Source organism: Leifsonia sp. L25 (genome assembly GCF_050632895.1).
The window spans coordinates 940,796-955,890 of sequence record NZ_JBODRZ010000003.1 but is presented as its reverse complement, the minus strand read 5'-3'; the positions used below and the strand labels follow the sequence as shown (position 1 = coordinate 955,890).

Annotated in this window: 9 protein-coding genes and 4 pseudogenes; 8 read left to right on the top strand and 5 right to left on the bottom strand. The window is 70.4% G+C overall.

What is annotated here, in order from left to right; all coding sequences use genetic code 11:
• Positions 1-5 precede the first annotated feature (5 nt).
• Both ACRAWC_RS08485 and ACRAWC_RS08480 read right to left on the bottom strand, forming a co-directional pair.
• Positions 6-350, bottom strand: coding sequence for a TetR family transcriptional regulator C-terminal domain-containing protein (locus ACRAWC_RS08485; protein WP_431347331.1), 345 nt, complete (start codon positions 348-350; stop codon positions 6-8).
• A gap of 86 nt (positions 351-436) precedes the next feature.
• Positions 437-604 (bottom strand): annotated as a pseudogene (locus tag ACRAWC_RS08480) (helix-turn-helix domain-containing protein); the annotation flags it as partial.
• A gap of 144 nt (positions 605-748) precedes the next feature.
• Between ACRAWC_RS08480 and ACRAWC_RS08475 the strand changes: the two are divergent.
• Positions 749-2,356: an APC family permease gene (locus tag ACRAWC_RS08475; protein ID WP_431347330.1), complete on the top strand. Its 1,608-nt coding sequence runs from the start codon at positions 749-751 to the stop codon at positions 2,354-2,356.
• A gap of 2 nt (positions 2,357-2,358) precedes the next feature.
• Positions 2,359-3,147 (top strand): carbon-nitrogen hydrolase family protein, encoded by a 789-nt coding sequence (locus ACRAWC_RS08470; protein ID WP_431347329.1) that lies wholly within the window; start codon positions 2,359-2,361, stop codon positions 3,145-3,147.
• A 190-nt stretch (positions 3,148-3,337) separates the two neighbouring features.
• Here the strand turns inward: ACRAWC_RS08470 and ACRAWC_RS08465 are convergent, their stop codons facing one another.
• From ACRAWC_RS08465 to ACRAWC_RS08455, 3 genes and pseudogenes are all read right to left on the bottom strand, one after another.
• Positions 3,338-4,072, bottom strand: a complete 735-nt coding sequence (locus ACRAWC_RS08465) for an LCP family protein (RefSeq protein WP_431347328.1) — start codon at positions 4,070-4,072, stop codon at positions 3,338-3,340.
• Positions 4,073-4,532: 460 nt separating this feature from the next.
• Positions 4,533-5,333: a substrate-binding domain-containing protein gene (locus ACRAWC_RS08460; protein ID WP_431349396.1), complete on the bottom strand. Its 801-nt coding sequence runs from the start codon at positions 5,331-5,333 to the stop codon at positions 4,533-4,535.
• Between the two features lie 134 nt (positions 5,334-5,467).
• Positions 5,468-5,557, bottom strand: a pseudogene (locus ACRAWC_RS08455) (hypothetical protein); the annotation flags it as partial.
• A 373-nt stretch (positions 5,558-5,930) separates the two neighbouring features.
• Here ACRAWC_RS08455 and chvE point away from each other — a divergent pair.
• From chvE to ACRAWC_RS08425, 6 genes and pseudogenes are all read left to right on the top strand, one after another.
• A complete protein-coding gene (chvE, locus tag ACRAWC_RS08450; RefSeq protein WP_431349395.1) occupies positions 5,931-7,007 on the top strand; it encodes a multiple monosaccharide ABC transporter substrate-binding protein in 1,077 nt (358 codons plus the stop codon).
• 76 nt (positions 7,008-7,083) lie between these two features.
• Positions 7,084-8,628 carry a multiple monosaccharide ABC transporter ATP-binding protein gene (gene mmsA, locus ACRAWC_RS08445; protein ID WP_431347327.1) on the top strand — a complete coding sequence of 515 codons (1,545 nt, stop codon included), beginning with the start codon at positions 7,084-7,086 and terminating at the stop codon, positions 8,626-8,628.
• Positions 8,625-9,800: a multiple monosaccharide ABC transporter permease gene (mmsB, locus tag ACRAWC_RS08440; RefSeq protein ID WP_431347326.1), complete on the top strand. Its 1,176-nt coding sequence runs from the start codon at positions 8,625-8,627 to the stop codon at positions 9,798-9,800. Before mmsA ends, mmsB begins: the two co-directional genes overlap by 4 nt.
• A gap of 154 nt (positions 9,801-9,954) precedes the next feature.
• Positions 9,955-11,348: pseudogene (locus ACRAWC_RS08435) on the top strand (MFS transporter).
• Between the two features lie 14 nt (positions 11,349-11,362).
• A pseudogene (locus ACRAWC_RS08430) lies at positions 11,363-13,446 on the top strand (molybdopterin oxidoreductase family protein).
• The gene (locus ACRAWC_RS08425) at positions 13,443-15,011 is read left to right on the top strand and encodes an FAD-dependent oxidoreductase (protein ID WP_431347325.1); all 1,569 of its coding nucleotides are present in this window, start codon (positions 13,443-13,445) and stop codon (positions 15,009-15,011) included. Before ACRAWC_RS08430 ends, ACRAWC_RS08425 begins: the two are co-directional and overlap by 4 nt.
• Positions 15,012-15,095 lie beyond the last annotated feature (84 nt).

The window sequence follows — 15,095 nt, the reverse complement described above, 5'->3', positions numbered from 1 at the left end:
CGCGCTCAGCCCGCGAGGCTCGCGCCGAGCATCGACTCGGCGACGGCGACGATCAGGCGCACGACCTCCGTCTCGCTTTTCGTTCCGGCGAGGATGTCCATCACGAGGCCGTCCTCGAGGGCGACGAGGGCCCAGGGGATGTCGGCCGGGTCCAGGCGCGGCGCGAATGCGCCTTCGGCGATTCCGTCGTCGATGATCGCCCGGTAGATCTCCGCCTGGCGTCGGTCGAGGGCGTGGTCGGCGTCGTTGAGTCGCTCGTCGCGGATGCTCGCCGCCCAGAACTCGTAGAGGATGCGCGACTCGTCGCCCGCGATAACGCCCGTCGCGCCTGCCCGGATCGCGGCGACCATCCGGTCGGCGGGGAGTCCGCGGCGGCGACCTCCGCCACGATCGTCTCGATGAAGCGGTCGCTCGCAGCGAACACGAGCTCTTCGATGATCTCGGTGAGGCTGTCGAAGTAGTACAGCAGGGCGGAAGGCTCCATGCCGGCGGCTGTGGCGATAGCCCGCAGCGTCGTGCCGCTCGCCCCCTCGCGGACGGCGACGTCGCGAGCCCGGTCGAGGATATCGAGGCGGCGCTCGGCGCGGCGGTTGGGGCGGCCCATCCACCCATTCTGTCGCACGCGAGAGACGTGGGGCGTCGCAAATTTGAATTAGCTTCAAAAAAGTCTTGACATCAGAGTCCCACAGTTGTTTGAATGCCATTCAGATTTCTCCATCGACGACGAAGACGAAGGATAGGAGACCACATGACCCCGAAACAAGCCGATTCGCCCGGCATCGCCGCGCAGTCGGACAAGGGCCTGCGGCCGAACGCGATCGGCCTCGGCCGGATCGTCGCGCTCGGGCTGGCGGCGGTCGCTCCGGCGTACAGCCTGGCAGTGACCCTCGGCTACGTCGTCGGCGCGGTCGGGTTCCAGACGCCCGCGGCCTTCCTGCTCGGCTTCCTCCCCATCCTCTTCACCGCCTTCGCCTTCCGCGACCTCAACGCGGCGATGCCCGACTGCGGCGGAGTCTTCGTCTGGATCTCGCGCGCGCTGGGGCCGGTCGCCGGCTGGTTCTTCGGCGGCTGGGTGCCGCAGATCGCGACCTTCATCGCCACCGCTGCCCTCGCGGAGGTCGCGACCGTCTACCTCCTGGACGCAGCCGGGCTCGAGGCGCTCGCTGCCGACCCGCTCGTCACCACGTCCGGCGCCGTCCTGCTCATCGCGGTGAGTGCCGCGATCGCCGTGCGCGGCATCGAGCTGGCGGCGTGGGTGCAGTACGCGCTGATCGCCTTGCAGATCGTGGCGATCGGCGGGTTCTGCATCGGCGCGTTCATCGCCATGGGCAACGGCACCGCGCCGGGCGCAGCGACCGCGCCGAGCCTCGACTGGTTCAACCCCTTCGCCGTCTCCGACCCGGGTGGACTGGTCACCGGCGTCGTCCTGTGCCTGTTCATCTACTGGGGGTGGGACTCCCTCATCTCGGTCAACGAGGAGACGACCGAACGCTCGCGAACGCCAGGCCGGGCGGTGCTCATCTCGACGATCATCCTGCTCGTGCTCTACTGCGGCGCGTCGGTCGCCGCGCTCGGGTTCGGCGGCATCGGGCTCATCACATCGCCGCACGCGATCTCCGATGTGCTGTCGGTCCTCGGCCCGATGGCCACGGGACAAGTCTTCGGCCGGGTCATCACCCTGGCCATCGGGCTCTCGGCGCTCGCGGCGCTCTTCACCGTCGCCGTGTCCACTCCGCGGTCGTGGTTGAGCATGGCCACCTATCGCGCCCTCCCGGCCGCGGTCGCCCGCGTGCACCGCACCCACCGCACCCCGCACGTCGCCACCTACTGGTGGGCCGGGATCAGCTGCGCGACCGTCGTGATGCTCACCCTCCTCTCGACGGACTTCATCGGGCTGGCCGTGCTGGCCATCGGCGTGATGATCGCGGCCTACTACGCGGCGACCGCGCTCGCGGCGATCGTCTACTTCGCGCCCGACATGCGCCGCAGCGCCGGTCGACTGATCGTGGCGGGGGTCCTGCCCGCCGTCGGCGCGATGCTGATGCTGATCGCCTTCGTCGTGAGCGCCATCGACATGGCGCGGCCGGACTATGCCGGCACGTCGATCCTCGGGATCGGGACGGTCTTCTGGATCGGGATCGGCGCCCTCCTGCTCGGCGTCGTCGTCACGGTCGCGATCCGCCCGGTGTTCGCCGACTTCTTCGCCAAGCGGACGATCCCAGTCGGGCGCTCCGGCGACACCGACTTCGTCATCGCCGACCCCGCCGACCCCGCCGACCCCGCCGACCCCGCCGACCCCGCCGAGCCCGCCCTGGCCGCACCCGTGGCCCTCCCCGCAACCCGAGAGGAGCGCTGACCATGCGCATTCTGTCCATCGCCGCCGTCCAGACCGTCCCCGTCGCCGGCGACCTCGATGCGACCTGGAGCCGGTTCGAGGCGCAGGTGCGCAGCGTGGTCGCCCTGCGCTCGCACGTCGACCTCATCGTCGTGCCCGAGTTGCTGCTCGCCGCTCCCGGTCCGCTCCTGCTGGAGGATGCCGACGCCGACGCCCGTGCCGCCACGACCATACCGGGCCCGGTGACCGACGCGCTCGCCCGGCTCGCGCGCGAGCTGGGCGTCTGGCTCGTGCCGGGGACCCTGGTGGAGCGGGACGACCACGGGCGTTTGTTCAACACCGCCGTCGCCGTCTCGCCGCAAGGCGAGGTCGTTGCCCGTTACCGCAAGCTGTTCCCCTGGCGCCCGTACGAGCAGCTGCAGCCGGGAAGCGACTTCGTCACCTTCGACATCCCCGACATCGGGCGCATCGGCCTCGCCATCTGCTTCGACGGCAGCTTCCCGGAGGTGTCCCGGCAACTGGCGTGGCTCGGAGCGGAGGTCATCCTCCAGCCGACCCTCACCACGACCCGCGACAGGGAGATGGAGGTCGTGATGGCGCGAGCCAACGCCTTCGCGAACCAGGTGTACGTCGTCAATGTCAACGGCGCGGCGCCGATCGGGGTCGGGGAGAGCGTCGTCGTCGACCCGGAGGGCACCATCGTGCAGCACGCCGGTGGGGGAGAGGAGGTGCTGTTCGCGGTGCTCGACCTCGACAGGGTCTCGCTCGTCCGGGAGTACGGCTCGCACGGCATCAACCGGCCGTGGAGCTAGCTCGCGGACCAGTGCACGATCCTCCGCTACTCGATGTTCGGCGGCGCCGAGGTCCGCCCGCCGTCGTGGGTTTCCCCGCTGTAGCGCCGGCGCGCTCTCAAACGGATCCCGGGTGCGTCCCGAGCACGTAGCAGAGGGAGCTCGACCGCCCGGGTCACGCGGGCCGTCACACCGTGACATGCCCTCGGCGTCAGTGCCCGCCCGCGACCTCCCCGAGGGTGTCCGTGGCGAGCGCGGTGCGCACCCGGGCGAGCGCGGCTGGGTCCTGGAGCACGATCGACTGCCCGTCGGCGGACGTCCCCGTGCCGGCGGTCGGCAGCGTGAAGGTGTGGATGCCCGCCGCTCCCGAGAGGCGCAGGCTCGCCGCGAGCGACAGCATGCTCGGCAGGTCGAACTGCGAGTCCACACTGACCGCGGAACCGGCCGCCTTCGCGAACGCCAGCATGGCGCCGGGGTCGGTCAGCACGGAGCGCTGGATGAGGGTCGTGGCGAAGCCGCGGAGGAGGGCCTGCTGGTCCGCGACGCGCTGGTAGTCGGCTGTGGGGAACGCGTACCGCTCCCGCGCGAAGGCGAGCGCCTGGTCCCCATTGAGATGGTTGAGCCCCTGGACGAAGTGGTAGTGCGGCGCTTTCACGGTGGTGAAGGCGAGCGGGCTGTCGACGTCCACGCCGCCGATGGCGTTCGTGATGCCCTTCAGCCCGGCGAAGTCGAGGATCACGACGTGGTCGATCCGCACGCCGAGGAGCTGCTCCACCGTCAGCACCGTCAGCGGCGTTCCGCCCCAGGCGAGGGCCGCGTTGATCTTGGCGGTGCCGTTGCCGGGGATGGGCACCCACAGGTCGCGCATGATCGACATGACGTAGATGTCGCGCCGGTCGGCGTCGATGTGCACGAGCATCATCGTGTCGGAGCGCTGATTCGACAACGACGGGTCCGACCTCGGTGGGTGCGCCGCGGGAGTCGGAGCCGAGCAGCAGGATGTTCATCGCGCCGGTGGACGCAGGCGTCGGACCGGGCGTCGGGCCGGGGCTGGGCACAGAGGTCGGGAGGGCGTCGGGGAGGCGCGTCACGTGGGAGTCGAAGGTGCCGGCGACGCTTCCGGCGTAGAGCGTCGCGGCGGCGAACGCCGTCCCGATCGCGACGAGGAGGACCGTGCCGAGCGCGACCAGGACGTGGAGCCAGCGCCCGGTGTGGCCGCGCGGGTGGATGTGTACGGTGTGGATGGCCATCCGGCTCGCCCCCTCGTGCCGGGGGTCGGGTCCGGCACCAGAGATTTAAGTGAGATTCCCTCATCTCTGTGGTGGGGACAGTATAAGCAGTCTGTCCTCATTTAAGAGGACCGAATCTGAGCCTGTGCACAGATCGTTGTATTCCGCGTTCGGCCGTCAGCGCGGCGCGTCCGTGCTCGCACGGACGATCAGCTGCGGCGCGGCGAACTCCGTGGGCGCGGGCTCGACGCGACCCTCGATGTCGGCGATCAAACGCTCGATCGCGCTGGCGCCCAGCTGCGCGAAGTCCTGGCGCACGGTCGTCAGCGGCGGAGCGAAATGCTTCGCCTCCGGGATGTCGTCGAAGCCGACGATGCTCAGGTCGCGCGGGACGTGCAGGCCCAGATCCGCGGCGGCGTGCATGAGACCCAGCGCCATCTGGTCGTTCGACGCGAAGACCGCTGTGAACTCCTTGCCGCCGAGCAGCTTCGTGCCCAGCTCGTAGCCGGTGTCGGCGGTCCAGTCGCCGAGGACCGGCGGGGAGGTCGGGAGGTCGCGCGCCGACATCTCCTCCAGGTAGCCGCGCATGCGCTCCTCCGCCTCGTTCCAGTCCTGGGGGCCGGCGACGTGCACGATGCGGCTGTGCCCGAGCTCGATGAGGTGCCGGGTGGCCAGCCGCGCGCCCTCGCGCTGGTCGAAAGCGACGGCGCGGTCTCCCGGGGTGTCCGGCCACTGCAGGCTGATGAACGGCACATGGATCGACACCGTGCGCAGGGCCTCGTGCGCCCGCTGCTGGGGCGCGATCACGACCACCCCGTCCACGCCCTGGGCGAGGAACGCGTCGAGCGCGTCGGTGAGGCTCGCCTCGTCCTCGTGGGCCAGCGTCGCCGAGACGATGGCGTAGCCGCGGGCGCGCGCGGCTTCGTCGACGGCAGCGGCCGCGCTGAACGGGCCGTAGTGGGAGCGGGCGGAGACCAGCAGACCGATCGCCTTCGAGCGCGACGGCGAGGGCCCTGGCTGCGCTGTTGGGCCGCCAGGCGAGCTCCTCGATGACCTTCTTGACGGTGCTGCTCGGTCGACGGCTTGATGTACCGCTCGCCGTTCAGGACCCGGGACACGGTCTGCCGGGAGACCCCGGCGATGCGCGCCACATCACGGATCGAGAGGGGCTTGCCCGCCCCGCTGTCGACCTTGTCCGTCATGCTCGCTCCGGGTTCGGGCAGAGCGGTTCCGCCGCGGATCGTCCTGCTCTGCCGATCTTAGGGCGGCGGATGATTTTCGGCGCGTTGCTTGACGAGAAGGCTGGATGAGGCATAACGTCATACCCGTTCTGGGACCGGTCACATATATCGGACAGCAGCCTAGCGGACGACGACGACGTCGCAGAAGGAGGACGGGATGCGAAGCAGCACCTCGGACCTCGAACTCGCGCAGACGTCGACAGCCCGACCGTGGACCGGCTCCCAGCCCTGGTACCCGCACGCATCCCGCGTGCAGACCGGCTCACCCTCGAAGGGAATCACAGTGAAGTTGAAGAGAATCGCACTCGGGGCGGTCGCCCTCGGTGTCGCCGTCATGCTCGCCGCGTGCTCAGGAGGTCGACCCGGCACCGGGAGCGGCGCCGGCACCGCGGACAACAAGGGGGCGCTCGTGGGTGTCGCCATGCCGACCAAGGTCTCCACCCGGTGGATCGCCGACGGCAACGCCGTCAAGAGCGCCCTCGAGAAGGACGGCTACAAGGTCGATCTCGAGTACGGCAACAACGACATCCCCACCCAGGTCCAGCAGGTCAACACCATGATCACCAAGGGTGCCAAGGTGCTGATCGTCGCCTCGATCGACGGCGGCTCCCTCACCGACCAGCTCGACGCCGCGGCGAAGGCCGGCATCAAGGTCATCTCGTACGACCGCCTGCTCACCGGCGACAAGAACGTCGACTACTACGTCTCGTTCGACAACTACAAGGTGGGCGTCTACCAGGCGAACTCGCTGCTGACCGGTCTCGGCATCCTCGACGCCGACGGCAAGAAGACCGGGGCGAAGGGGCCGTTCAACATCGAGGTGTTCGCCGGCAGCCCGGACGACAACAACGCGACGTTCTTCTTCAACGGCGCGATGGACACCCTCAAGCCCTACATCGCCGACGGCACGCTCGTCGTCAAGAGCGGGCAGACCAACTTCAACCAGGTCGCCATCCTGCGCTGGGACCCGGCGACCGCGAAGGCCCGCATGCAGGACCTGATCGCCAAGTCGTACTCCGGCGGTGCTGCGGTGCAGGGCGTGCTCTCGCCCTACGACGGCCTGTCCGACGGCATCCTGAGTGCACTGGAGGGCGCCGGCTACGGCTCCAGCGGCAAGAAGCTGCCGATCATCACCGGCCAGGACGCCGAGGTCGCCAGCGTCAAGCAGATCATCGCGGGCACGCAGTACTCGACGATCTACAAGGACACCCGCCAGCTCGCCAACGAGGCGGCCAAGATGGCGAACGACATCCTCACCGGCACGAAGCCGGAGGTCAACGACACCAAGAGCTACGACAACAAGACCAAGGTCGTGCCGAGCTACCTCTTCCAGCCGGTCGTCGTGACCAAGGACAACTACCAGAAGGTGCTCGTCGACAGCGGCTACTACAAGGCGTCCGACCTCCAGTAGTCCGATCCGGCCGCAGAGGCGGGGCGGGCACGCCGTTCGACGTGCCCGCCCCGCCCGCGACGAAGCAAGGGAGACAATGTCCAACACGATTCTCGAGATGCGCAACATCTCGAAGACGTTCCCCGGGGTGAAGGCGCTCCAGGATGTCTCGATCTCGATCGAGGAGGGCTCCGTCCACGCCATCTGCGGCGAGAACGGCGCAGGCAAGTCCACTCTGATGAAGGTCCTGTCCGGGGTGTATCCGCACGGCACCTTCGAGGGCGAGATCGTCCTGAACGGCGAACCCGTGGAGTTCCGCTCGATCAACGACTCCGAGGCCGCCGGCATCGTGATCATCCACCAGGAGCTCGCGCTCTCGCCCTACCTGTCCATCGCCGAGAACATCTACCTCGGCAACGAGCGCCAGCACGGCGGCTGGATCGACTGGAACGAGACCAACCTGGAGGCGGGCAAGCTGCTCGCCCGGGTCGGGCTGCGCGACAACCCGATCACGAAGATCAAAGACATCGGCGTCGGCAAGCAGCAGCTCGTGGAGATCGCGAAGGCCCTCTCCAAGGAGGTGAAGATCCTCATCCTCGACGAGCCCACGGCCGCTCTCAACGATGACGACTCGGCGCACCTGCTCGACCTGATCCGTCAGCTCCAGAGCCACGGCATCACCTCGATCATCATCAGCCACAAGCTCAACGAGATCAAAGCGATCGCCGACCGCGTCACGATCATCCGCGACGGGCGCACGATCGAGACCCTGGAGATGCGCGGAGAGGCCGCCAGCGAGGACCGGATCATCAAGGGGATGGTCGGGCGCGACGTCGCCAGCCGGTTCCCCGACCACGTGCCGCACATCGGTGAGGAGCTCCTCCGCATCGAGGACTGGACCGTTCACCACCCGCTCGACCGCAGCCGCAAGGTCGTCGACGGCGCCAACCTCTTCGTGCGCGCCGGCGAGATCGTCGGCATCGCCGGGCTCATGGGGGCCGGGCGCACCGAGCTGGCGATGAGCGTCTTCGGCCGCAGCTACGGCGTCGACATCAGCGGCCAGGTCTACAAGCGCGGCGAGCCGATCTCGGTGAACACGGTGTCCAAGGCCATCGAGCACGGCATCGCCTACTCGACCGAGGATCGCAAGCACTACGGGCTGAACCTCATCGACGACATCCAGCGGAACATCTCGATCGCCGCGCTGGACAAGCTCGTCGACTGGCTGAAGTTCGTCAACGAGCACAAGGAGCGGATCGTCGCCGAGGGCTACCGGAAGACGATGAACATCAAGACGCCGAACGTCTCGACGCTCACCGGCAAGCTCTCGGGCGGAAACCAGCAGAAGGTCGTGCTCTCCAAGTGGATGTACGCCGACCCGGACGTGCTCATCCTCGACGAGCCGACCCGCGGCATCGACGTCGGGGCGAAGTACGAGATCTACACGATCATCGACCGCCTCGCCGACGCCGGTAAGGGGATCATCGTGATCTCCTCCGAGCTGCCCGAACTGCTCGGCATCTGCGACCGCATCTACACCCTGAGCGAAGGACGGATCACCGCCGACGTCCCGCGCGAGAAGGCAACCGCCGAATACCTCATGCAATTCATGACCCAGGAACGCGAGAAGACCACAGAATGAAACCGCTCACGAACGCCGTCAGCTACCTGACGGGCCAGCTCCGACAGATCGGCCTCTTCATCGCGCTGATCGTGATCGTGCTGTTCTTCCAGATCACGACAGCCGGCATCACGCTCGCGCCGATCAACGTCACGAACCTCATCGTCCAGAACAGCTACATCCTGATCCTGGCCGTCGGCATGGTCATGATCATCATCGCCGGTCACATCGACCTCTCGGTCGGGAGCGTGGTCGCCTTCATCGGCGCGATGGCCGGCGTGATGATCTCGCAGTGGCACCTCCCGTGGCCGCTCGCCGTCGTCTTCTGCCTGGTCCTCGGCGCACTGGTCGGAGCGTGGCAGGGATACTGGGTCGCCTACTTCGGCATCCCCGCCTTCATCGTCACCCTGGCCGGCATGCTCGTCTTCCGCGGCGCCGCCCAGATCGCACTCGGCAACCAGCAGATCTCCTTCTTCCCGAAGGAGTTCCGCTCGATCGGCTCCGGGTTCCTCCCGGCGTTCGGCACCTCAGGCTACGAGCCGCTCACGCTCATCCTCGGTCTGCTCGCCGCGATCGCGATCGTCGCCACGTCGGTGCGTCAGCGGCTGGTGCGGCGCAAGTACGACCTGGAGGACGAGCCGGTCTGGTGGTTCATCCTGAAGCTGGTCTTCCTCGTCGCCCTGGTGCTGACGGTCACGCTGCTGCTGGCCAGCTACAACGGGACGCCGATCGTGCTGATCATCCTCGGTGTGCTCGTTGTCGGGTACACAGCGGTGATGAACCGTTCGGTGTTCGGCCGCCACATCTACGCGATCGGCGGCAACCTGGCCGCTGCCGCCCTCTCCGGTGTGAAGACCAAGCGGGTGACCTTCCTGCTGTTCATCAACATGGGCGTCATCTCCGCGATCGCCGGCCTGGTGTTCACCGCCGGACTCAACCTGGCCAGCCCGAGCGCCGGAAACGGCTTCGAGCTGGACGCCATCTCCGCCGTCTTCATCGGCGGCGCGGCCGTCACCGGAGGCATCGGCACCGTGCCCGGCGCGATCATCGGCGGCCTGATCATCGGCGTGCTCAACAACGGCATGTCGATCCTCGGCGTGGACAGCGACTACCAGCAGCTCATCAAGGGTCTGGTGCTGCTCGCGGCCGTCGCGTTCGACGTGTTCAACAAGCGGAGGTCGGTCGGAAGCTGACGGGTGAGGCCCGCGCCGTCCGGACAGCGCGGGCCTCACAGCCCCCTCGGGCGCCGGAGAGGTGTTGGTCACACAGGTTTCACGCCGAGTGCGACCCGCCGAAACACCGTCTTCCTAGCGTGGAGTCACCCACTCACCGCAGGAGGACCGAACGATGACCAGCACCGTCTCCGCCCTGACCGCGGCTCCGGCCGCGGAGTCCGCCCTCGCCGTCCGTCCCGGCCGCTGGATCGACGGCTGGAACGCCGAAGACCCCGCCCAGTGGGAGGCTTCCGGCGCCGCCATCGCGGGCCGCAACCTCCGCTGGTCGATCTTCGCGGAGTTCCTCGGCTTCGTCGTCTGGCAGCTCTGGTCGATCGTCGTGGTCGCCCTCCCCGCAGCCGGCTTCCACTTCACCACCGGGCAGACGTTCTGGTTGATCTCGATGCCGAGCCTGGTCGGCGCCACCCTGCGGTTCCCCTACACGTTCATGGTGCCGAAGTTCGGCGGCCGCAACTGGACGATGGTCTCGGCGGCGCTGCTGCTCATCCCGGCCATCGGCCTCGCGATCTGCGTCGCGAACCCGGCGACGCCGTTCCCGGTGATGCTGTTGGTGGCGGCGCTCGCCGGGTTCGGCGGCGGCAACTTCGCCTCGTCGATGGCGAACATCACGTTCTTCTACCCGCAGCGCAAGAAAGGCTGGGCGCTCGGCCTCAACGCGGCCGGTGGCAACCTCGGGGCGGCGGTCGCGCAGTTCGCGGTGCCGATCGTCATCACCATCGGCGCGGGCGCGACCCTCCAGCTCCCGCTGGCCGGACTGGTCTGGGTGCCCTCATCCTGGTCGCGATCGTCGGCGCCTGGCGGCGGATGGACAACCTCTCGAACGCGCGCGCCGACGTGAAGGCCTCGCTCGCCGCCCTCCGCGCGCCCGAGCTGTGGCTGATGGCCCTGCTCTACATCGGCACGTTCGGATCGTTCATCGGCTTCTCCAGCGTCTTCCCGAAGCTCATCGCCGACCAGTTCCCGGCGTTCAGCGCCTTCCCGGTGGCCGGCGCCACGGTCTCGCTGGCGTTCCTCGGGGCGCTCGTCGGGTCCCTCGCCCGGCCGTTCGGCGGTCGGCTCGCCGACCGGTTCGGCGGCAGCACGATCACCATCGCGGCCTTCGTGGTCATGGCGCTCGGGGCGCTCGCCGTCATCGTCACGCTGCCGCTGGACGACTTCTGGCTGTTCCTCGGCTTCTTCCTCGTGCTGTTCATCGCGTCCGGCGCGGGCAACGGCGCGACCTACCGGATGATCCCCACGCTGTTCGCGCTGCGCTCGGGCGCGGCGGACGGGCACAGCTCGGCCGGCGACGTCTCCGCCCAGCGCACGGCCGCCGCGGCCCTCGGGATCGTCTCGGCGTTCGGCGCATACGGCGGCTTCGTCATCCCGCAGGTGCTCGGGCTGTCGAAGTCGACCACCGGAGGCTATGCGGCCGGACTGATGTGGTTCGTCGGCGCCTACGTGGTGCTGCTGGCGGTCACCGTGGCCGTGGCCGTGCGCGGCCGCCGTCGCGGGGTGCGGATCTGAGCGGCGGCCGGCCGATGTCCGCGCCGAGCCACTGCCCCTACTGCGCGCTGCAGTGCGCCATGACGCTGACGCCGTCGCCGCAGGCGGAGAACCCGGTGACGGTGAACGGGCGGATGTTCCCGACCAACCGGGGCGGCCTCTGCAAGAAGGGCTGGACCTCCGCCGAGCTGCTCACGACGCCCGGCCGGCTGACCACTCCACTGATCCGGCGCGACGGCGAGCTGCGGGCCGCCGGCTGGGAGGAGGCCCTCGCCCTGGTCGCCGCGCGGCTGACCGCAATCCGCCAGGAGGACGGCCCGGACGCGGTCGCGGTCTTCGGCGGCGGCGGCCTCACCAACGAGAAGGCCTACCTGCTGGGCAAGTTCGCCCGCCTGGCGCTGGCGACCTCCCGCATCGACTACAACGGCCGGTTCTGCATGGCGTCGGCCGCCGCGGCGGGCAAGCGGGCGTTCGGGGTCGACCGGGGGATGCCGTTCCCGGTGACCGACCTCGACGACGCGGACACCATCCTGCTGCTCGGTTCGAACGTCGCGGCCACCATGCCGCCGTTCATCGGCCACCTGGCCGGCGCCCGGGCGGCGGGCGGACTCGTCGTCGTGGATCCGCGCCGCTCCCAGACCGCGCAGCTCACCTCAGACGGGGAGGCCTGCACCTGGCGCCGGCTCCCGGCACCGACCTGGTGGTGCTCCTCGGGCTGATCCACCTCGTGCTCGCCGAGGGGCTGGCCGACCTCGACTACCTGGAGGCGCGGACCAGCGGGTTCGACGCCGTGCGCCGCAGCGTCTCAGCGTGGTGGCCCGAACGCGTTCAGGAGCACACCGGCGTCCCGGTCGGGCAGCTCCGGGAGGTCGCCCGCCGGCTCGCGCGCGGCCGCGGCACGTACATCCTGACCGGCCGGGGGGTCGAGCAGCACGTCGACGGGACCGACACCGCGACGGCCGCGATCAACCTCGCGCTCGTCCTCGGCCTCGTCGGCCGCCGTGGCTCGGGCTACGGGACGTTGACCGGCCAGGGCAACGGCCAGGGCGGCCGCGAGCACGGGCAGAAGTGCGACCAGCTTCCCGGCTACCGCTCGATCGCGGACCCGGCCGACCGCGCCGCGGTCGCCGCGGTCTGGGGCGTCGAGCCCGGCGTCCTTCCCGGTCCGGGCGTCCCGGCCGTCGAACTGCTCGGGATGCTCGGACGGCCGGGCGGCGTGCGCGCCCTGCTGGTGCACGGCTCCAACGTGGTCGTCTCCGGGCCGGACGCGGGCTCCGTGCGGGCGGGCCTGGAGGCGCTCGATCTCCTGGTGGTGTGCGACTTCGTCCTCTCGGAGACGGCGGAGCTCGCCGACGTGGTGCTGCCGGTCACGCAGTGGGCCGAGGAGGAGGGGACCATGACGAACCTGGAGGGGCGCGTCCTGCGCCGCCGCCGCGCCCTCGACCCGCCGCCGGGCGTGCGGAGCGAGCTGGACATCCTCGCCGACCTGGCGGGGCGGCTGGAGGCGCCGTCGGCCTGGCCGACCTCCCCCGCGGAGGTCTTCGACGAGCTGGCGCGGGCCTCTGCGGGAGGCGTCGCCGACTACTCGGGGCTCAGCCACGCGCTGCTCGACGCGCAGCTCGAGGCCGACGTCGCCGCGCACTGGCCGTACCCCGCGGGGTCGGAGGGGACGCCGCGGCTGTTCCTGGACCGGTTCGGCCATCCGGGAGGGCGCGGCCGCCTGGTCGCGGTCCGGCCGCGCGCACTCGAGACCGGTCGGGGGATCGGCGAGCTGACCCTGATCACCGGCCGGCTGCTGGAGCACTACCAGTCGGGCGCTCAGACGCGCCGGGTGCCGGAGCTCGCGACCGCGCAGCCGCGGGTGCGCGCCGAGCTGCACCCGGCCACGGCGGCCCGGCTCGGGATCGGCGACGGGGAGCCGGTGCGGATCCGCAACTCCCGCGGGAGCGTCGAGGCCACCGCGCTGCTCAGCGCGGGGATGCGGATCGACACGGTGTTCCTGCCGTTCCACTTCGCGGGCCGGCAGTGCGCGAACCTGCTGACCGAGGCCGCGGTCGACCCGATCTCGGCGATGCCGGAGTTCAAGCGCACGCTGGTGACCGTGGAGGCCGGCGCATGACCAGGCCGCTGCGCATCGTCCTCATCGGCTACGGGCCGGTCGGAGCCCGTTTCGTCGAAGAGATGCTGCCCGCCGTGGCGGCAGGGGAGGCCTCGCTCGTCGCGCTCGGAGCCGAGGACGAGGACGCCTACAACCGTGTGCTCGTCGCCGAGTACGCGGTCGGCGCCGCCTCCCGCGACCGGCTCGACGTCACCGACACGGCGGCCGCGCGCGCCGCCGGTGCGGACATCCGCCTCGCGGAGACCGCCGCCACGATCGACCGGGGCCGCCAGCGGGTGGTGACGTCCGGCGGGGATGAGCTGCGCTACGACCGGTTGGTGCTGGCCACCGGCGCCCGGGCGAACATTCCGACGCTCGACGGCCTCGAGCACACCCGGCACGAGCGGGATGCCGCACCGGCCGCCGCGCTCGACCGCGGACGACGTCCGCTCCCGAGCGGGGTCGTGGCGCTGCGCGATCTGGCCGACGCCGAGGCGGTCGCTCCCGTCGTGGCGGCCGGCGGCGCGATCATCGTGCTCGGCGCCGGGGTGCTCGGCATGGAGTTCGCCCTGCTCGCGGCCGAGCACGGCGCGGAGGTGGTCGTCGTCCACCACGGGCCCGTCCCAATGGCGCGCAACCTCGACGAGCCGGGCGGGCGGATGCTCGCCCGCGCCGTGCGGGACACCGGGGTCGGGATGGCCGCGCACGCGCGCGCGGAGAGCATCGGCTTCCGCGACACCGAGGCCGGCCGCGTGTTCGACGGCGTCGGCTGCGCGGACGGCACCTACATCCCCGGCGACCTCCTCGTGCTGTCCTGCGGCGTCGGCCCGCGGGTGGAGCTCGCGCTCGCCGCCGGCCTGGCCTGCTCGGCCGGCATCCTCGTCGACGAGGAGCTGCGGAGCTGGAGCGACCCGGACGTGTTCGCGATCGGGGACTGCGCGCAGGTGGCGTCGCCCGAGGACGCGGACGCGTCGGGCCGGGTGCCGGGCGCCCCCAGCGGGCTGATCGGGCCCGGCTGGCGGCAGGCGGCAGCGCTGGCCCGGCGGCTCCGGGCGGAGGCGTCGGGAGCCGCGGCCGGGGCGGAGGCGTCCGTCGCCCTCCGCGAGCGCCCCACGGCCGTGATGCTCAAGGCGACCGGGATCGATGTGGTCTCGGGCGGCGACCACGCGGCGGAGCCGTGGGATGCGGACGCCGAGGTGACCGTGTGGCTCGACCCGGCGCGCGCGGCCTATGTGAAGACGGTGGTCCGGGAGGGCATCCTGACCGGGTTCGTCTCGGTCGGCCTCCCGCAGGCGGGGGCGGAGCTGACGCTGCTGTTCGAACGCGGCGCCTCGCTCCCGGCCGAGCCGTCCGCGCTGCTGCGGCTGGACGCCGCCGACGCGGGAGCCGTGGCCGTCGAGGACCCGCTGGGACCGGACGCGACGGTCTGCTGGTGCAACGGCGTCACCGCGGGCCGCATCGGCGAGGCGGTCGCCGCCGGCTGCGACACCGTCGAGTGCGTCGGCCGTGACACCCGCGCCGGCACCGGCTGCGGCGGCTGCAAGGGCCGCATCGCGGCCATCCTGGCCGCCGCGCCCGTCGTGTAGCGCGCCGCGATTCGTGACGAATGTCGCGAAAGCGGCGGCGAAAGCCGCGATTCGTGCCGAATATGGAAAGTGGCGATTCGTGAC

Excerpts from the sequence above, each read along its gene's own strand:
- mmsB (WP_431347326.1), top strand. The coding sequence starts at position 8,625 with ATGAAACCGCTCACGAACGCCGTCAGCTACCTGACGGGCCAGCTCCGA.
- ACRAWC_RS08485 (WP_431347331.1), bottom strand. The coding sequence starts at position 350 with ATGGTCGCCGCGATCCGGGCAGGCGCGACGGGCGTTATCGCGGGCGAC.
- mmsA (WP_431347327.1), top strand. The coding sequence starts at position 7,084 with ATGTCCAACACGATTCTCGAGATGCGCAACATCTCGAAGACGTTCCCC.
- ACRAWC_RS08425 (WP_431347325.1), top strand. The coding sequence starts at position 13,443 with ATGACCAGGCCGCTGCGCATCGTCCTCATCGGCTACGGGCCGGTCGGA.
- ACRAWC_RS08475 (WP_431347330.1), top strand. The coding sequence starts at position 749 with ATGACCCCGAAACAAGCCGATTCGCCCGGCATCGCCGCGCAGTCGGAC.
- ACRAWC_RS08470 (WP_431347329.1), top strand. The coding sequence starts at position 2,359 with ATGCGCATTCTGTCCATCGCCGCCGTCCAGACCGTCCCCGTCGCCGGC.
- chvE (WP_431349395.1), top strand. The coding sequence starts at position 5,931 with ATGCTCGCCGCGTGCTCAGGAGGTCGACCCGGCACCGGGAGCGGCGCC.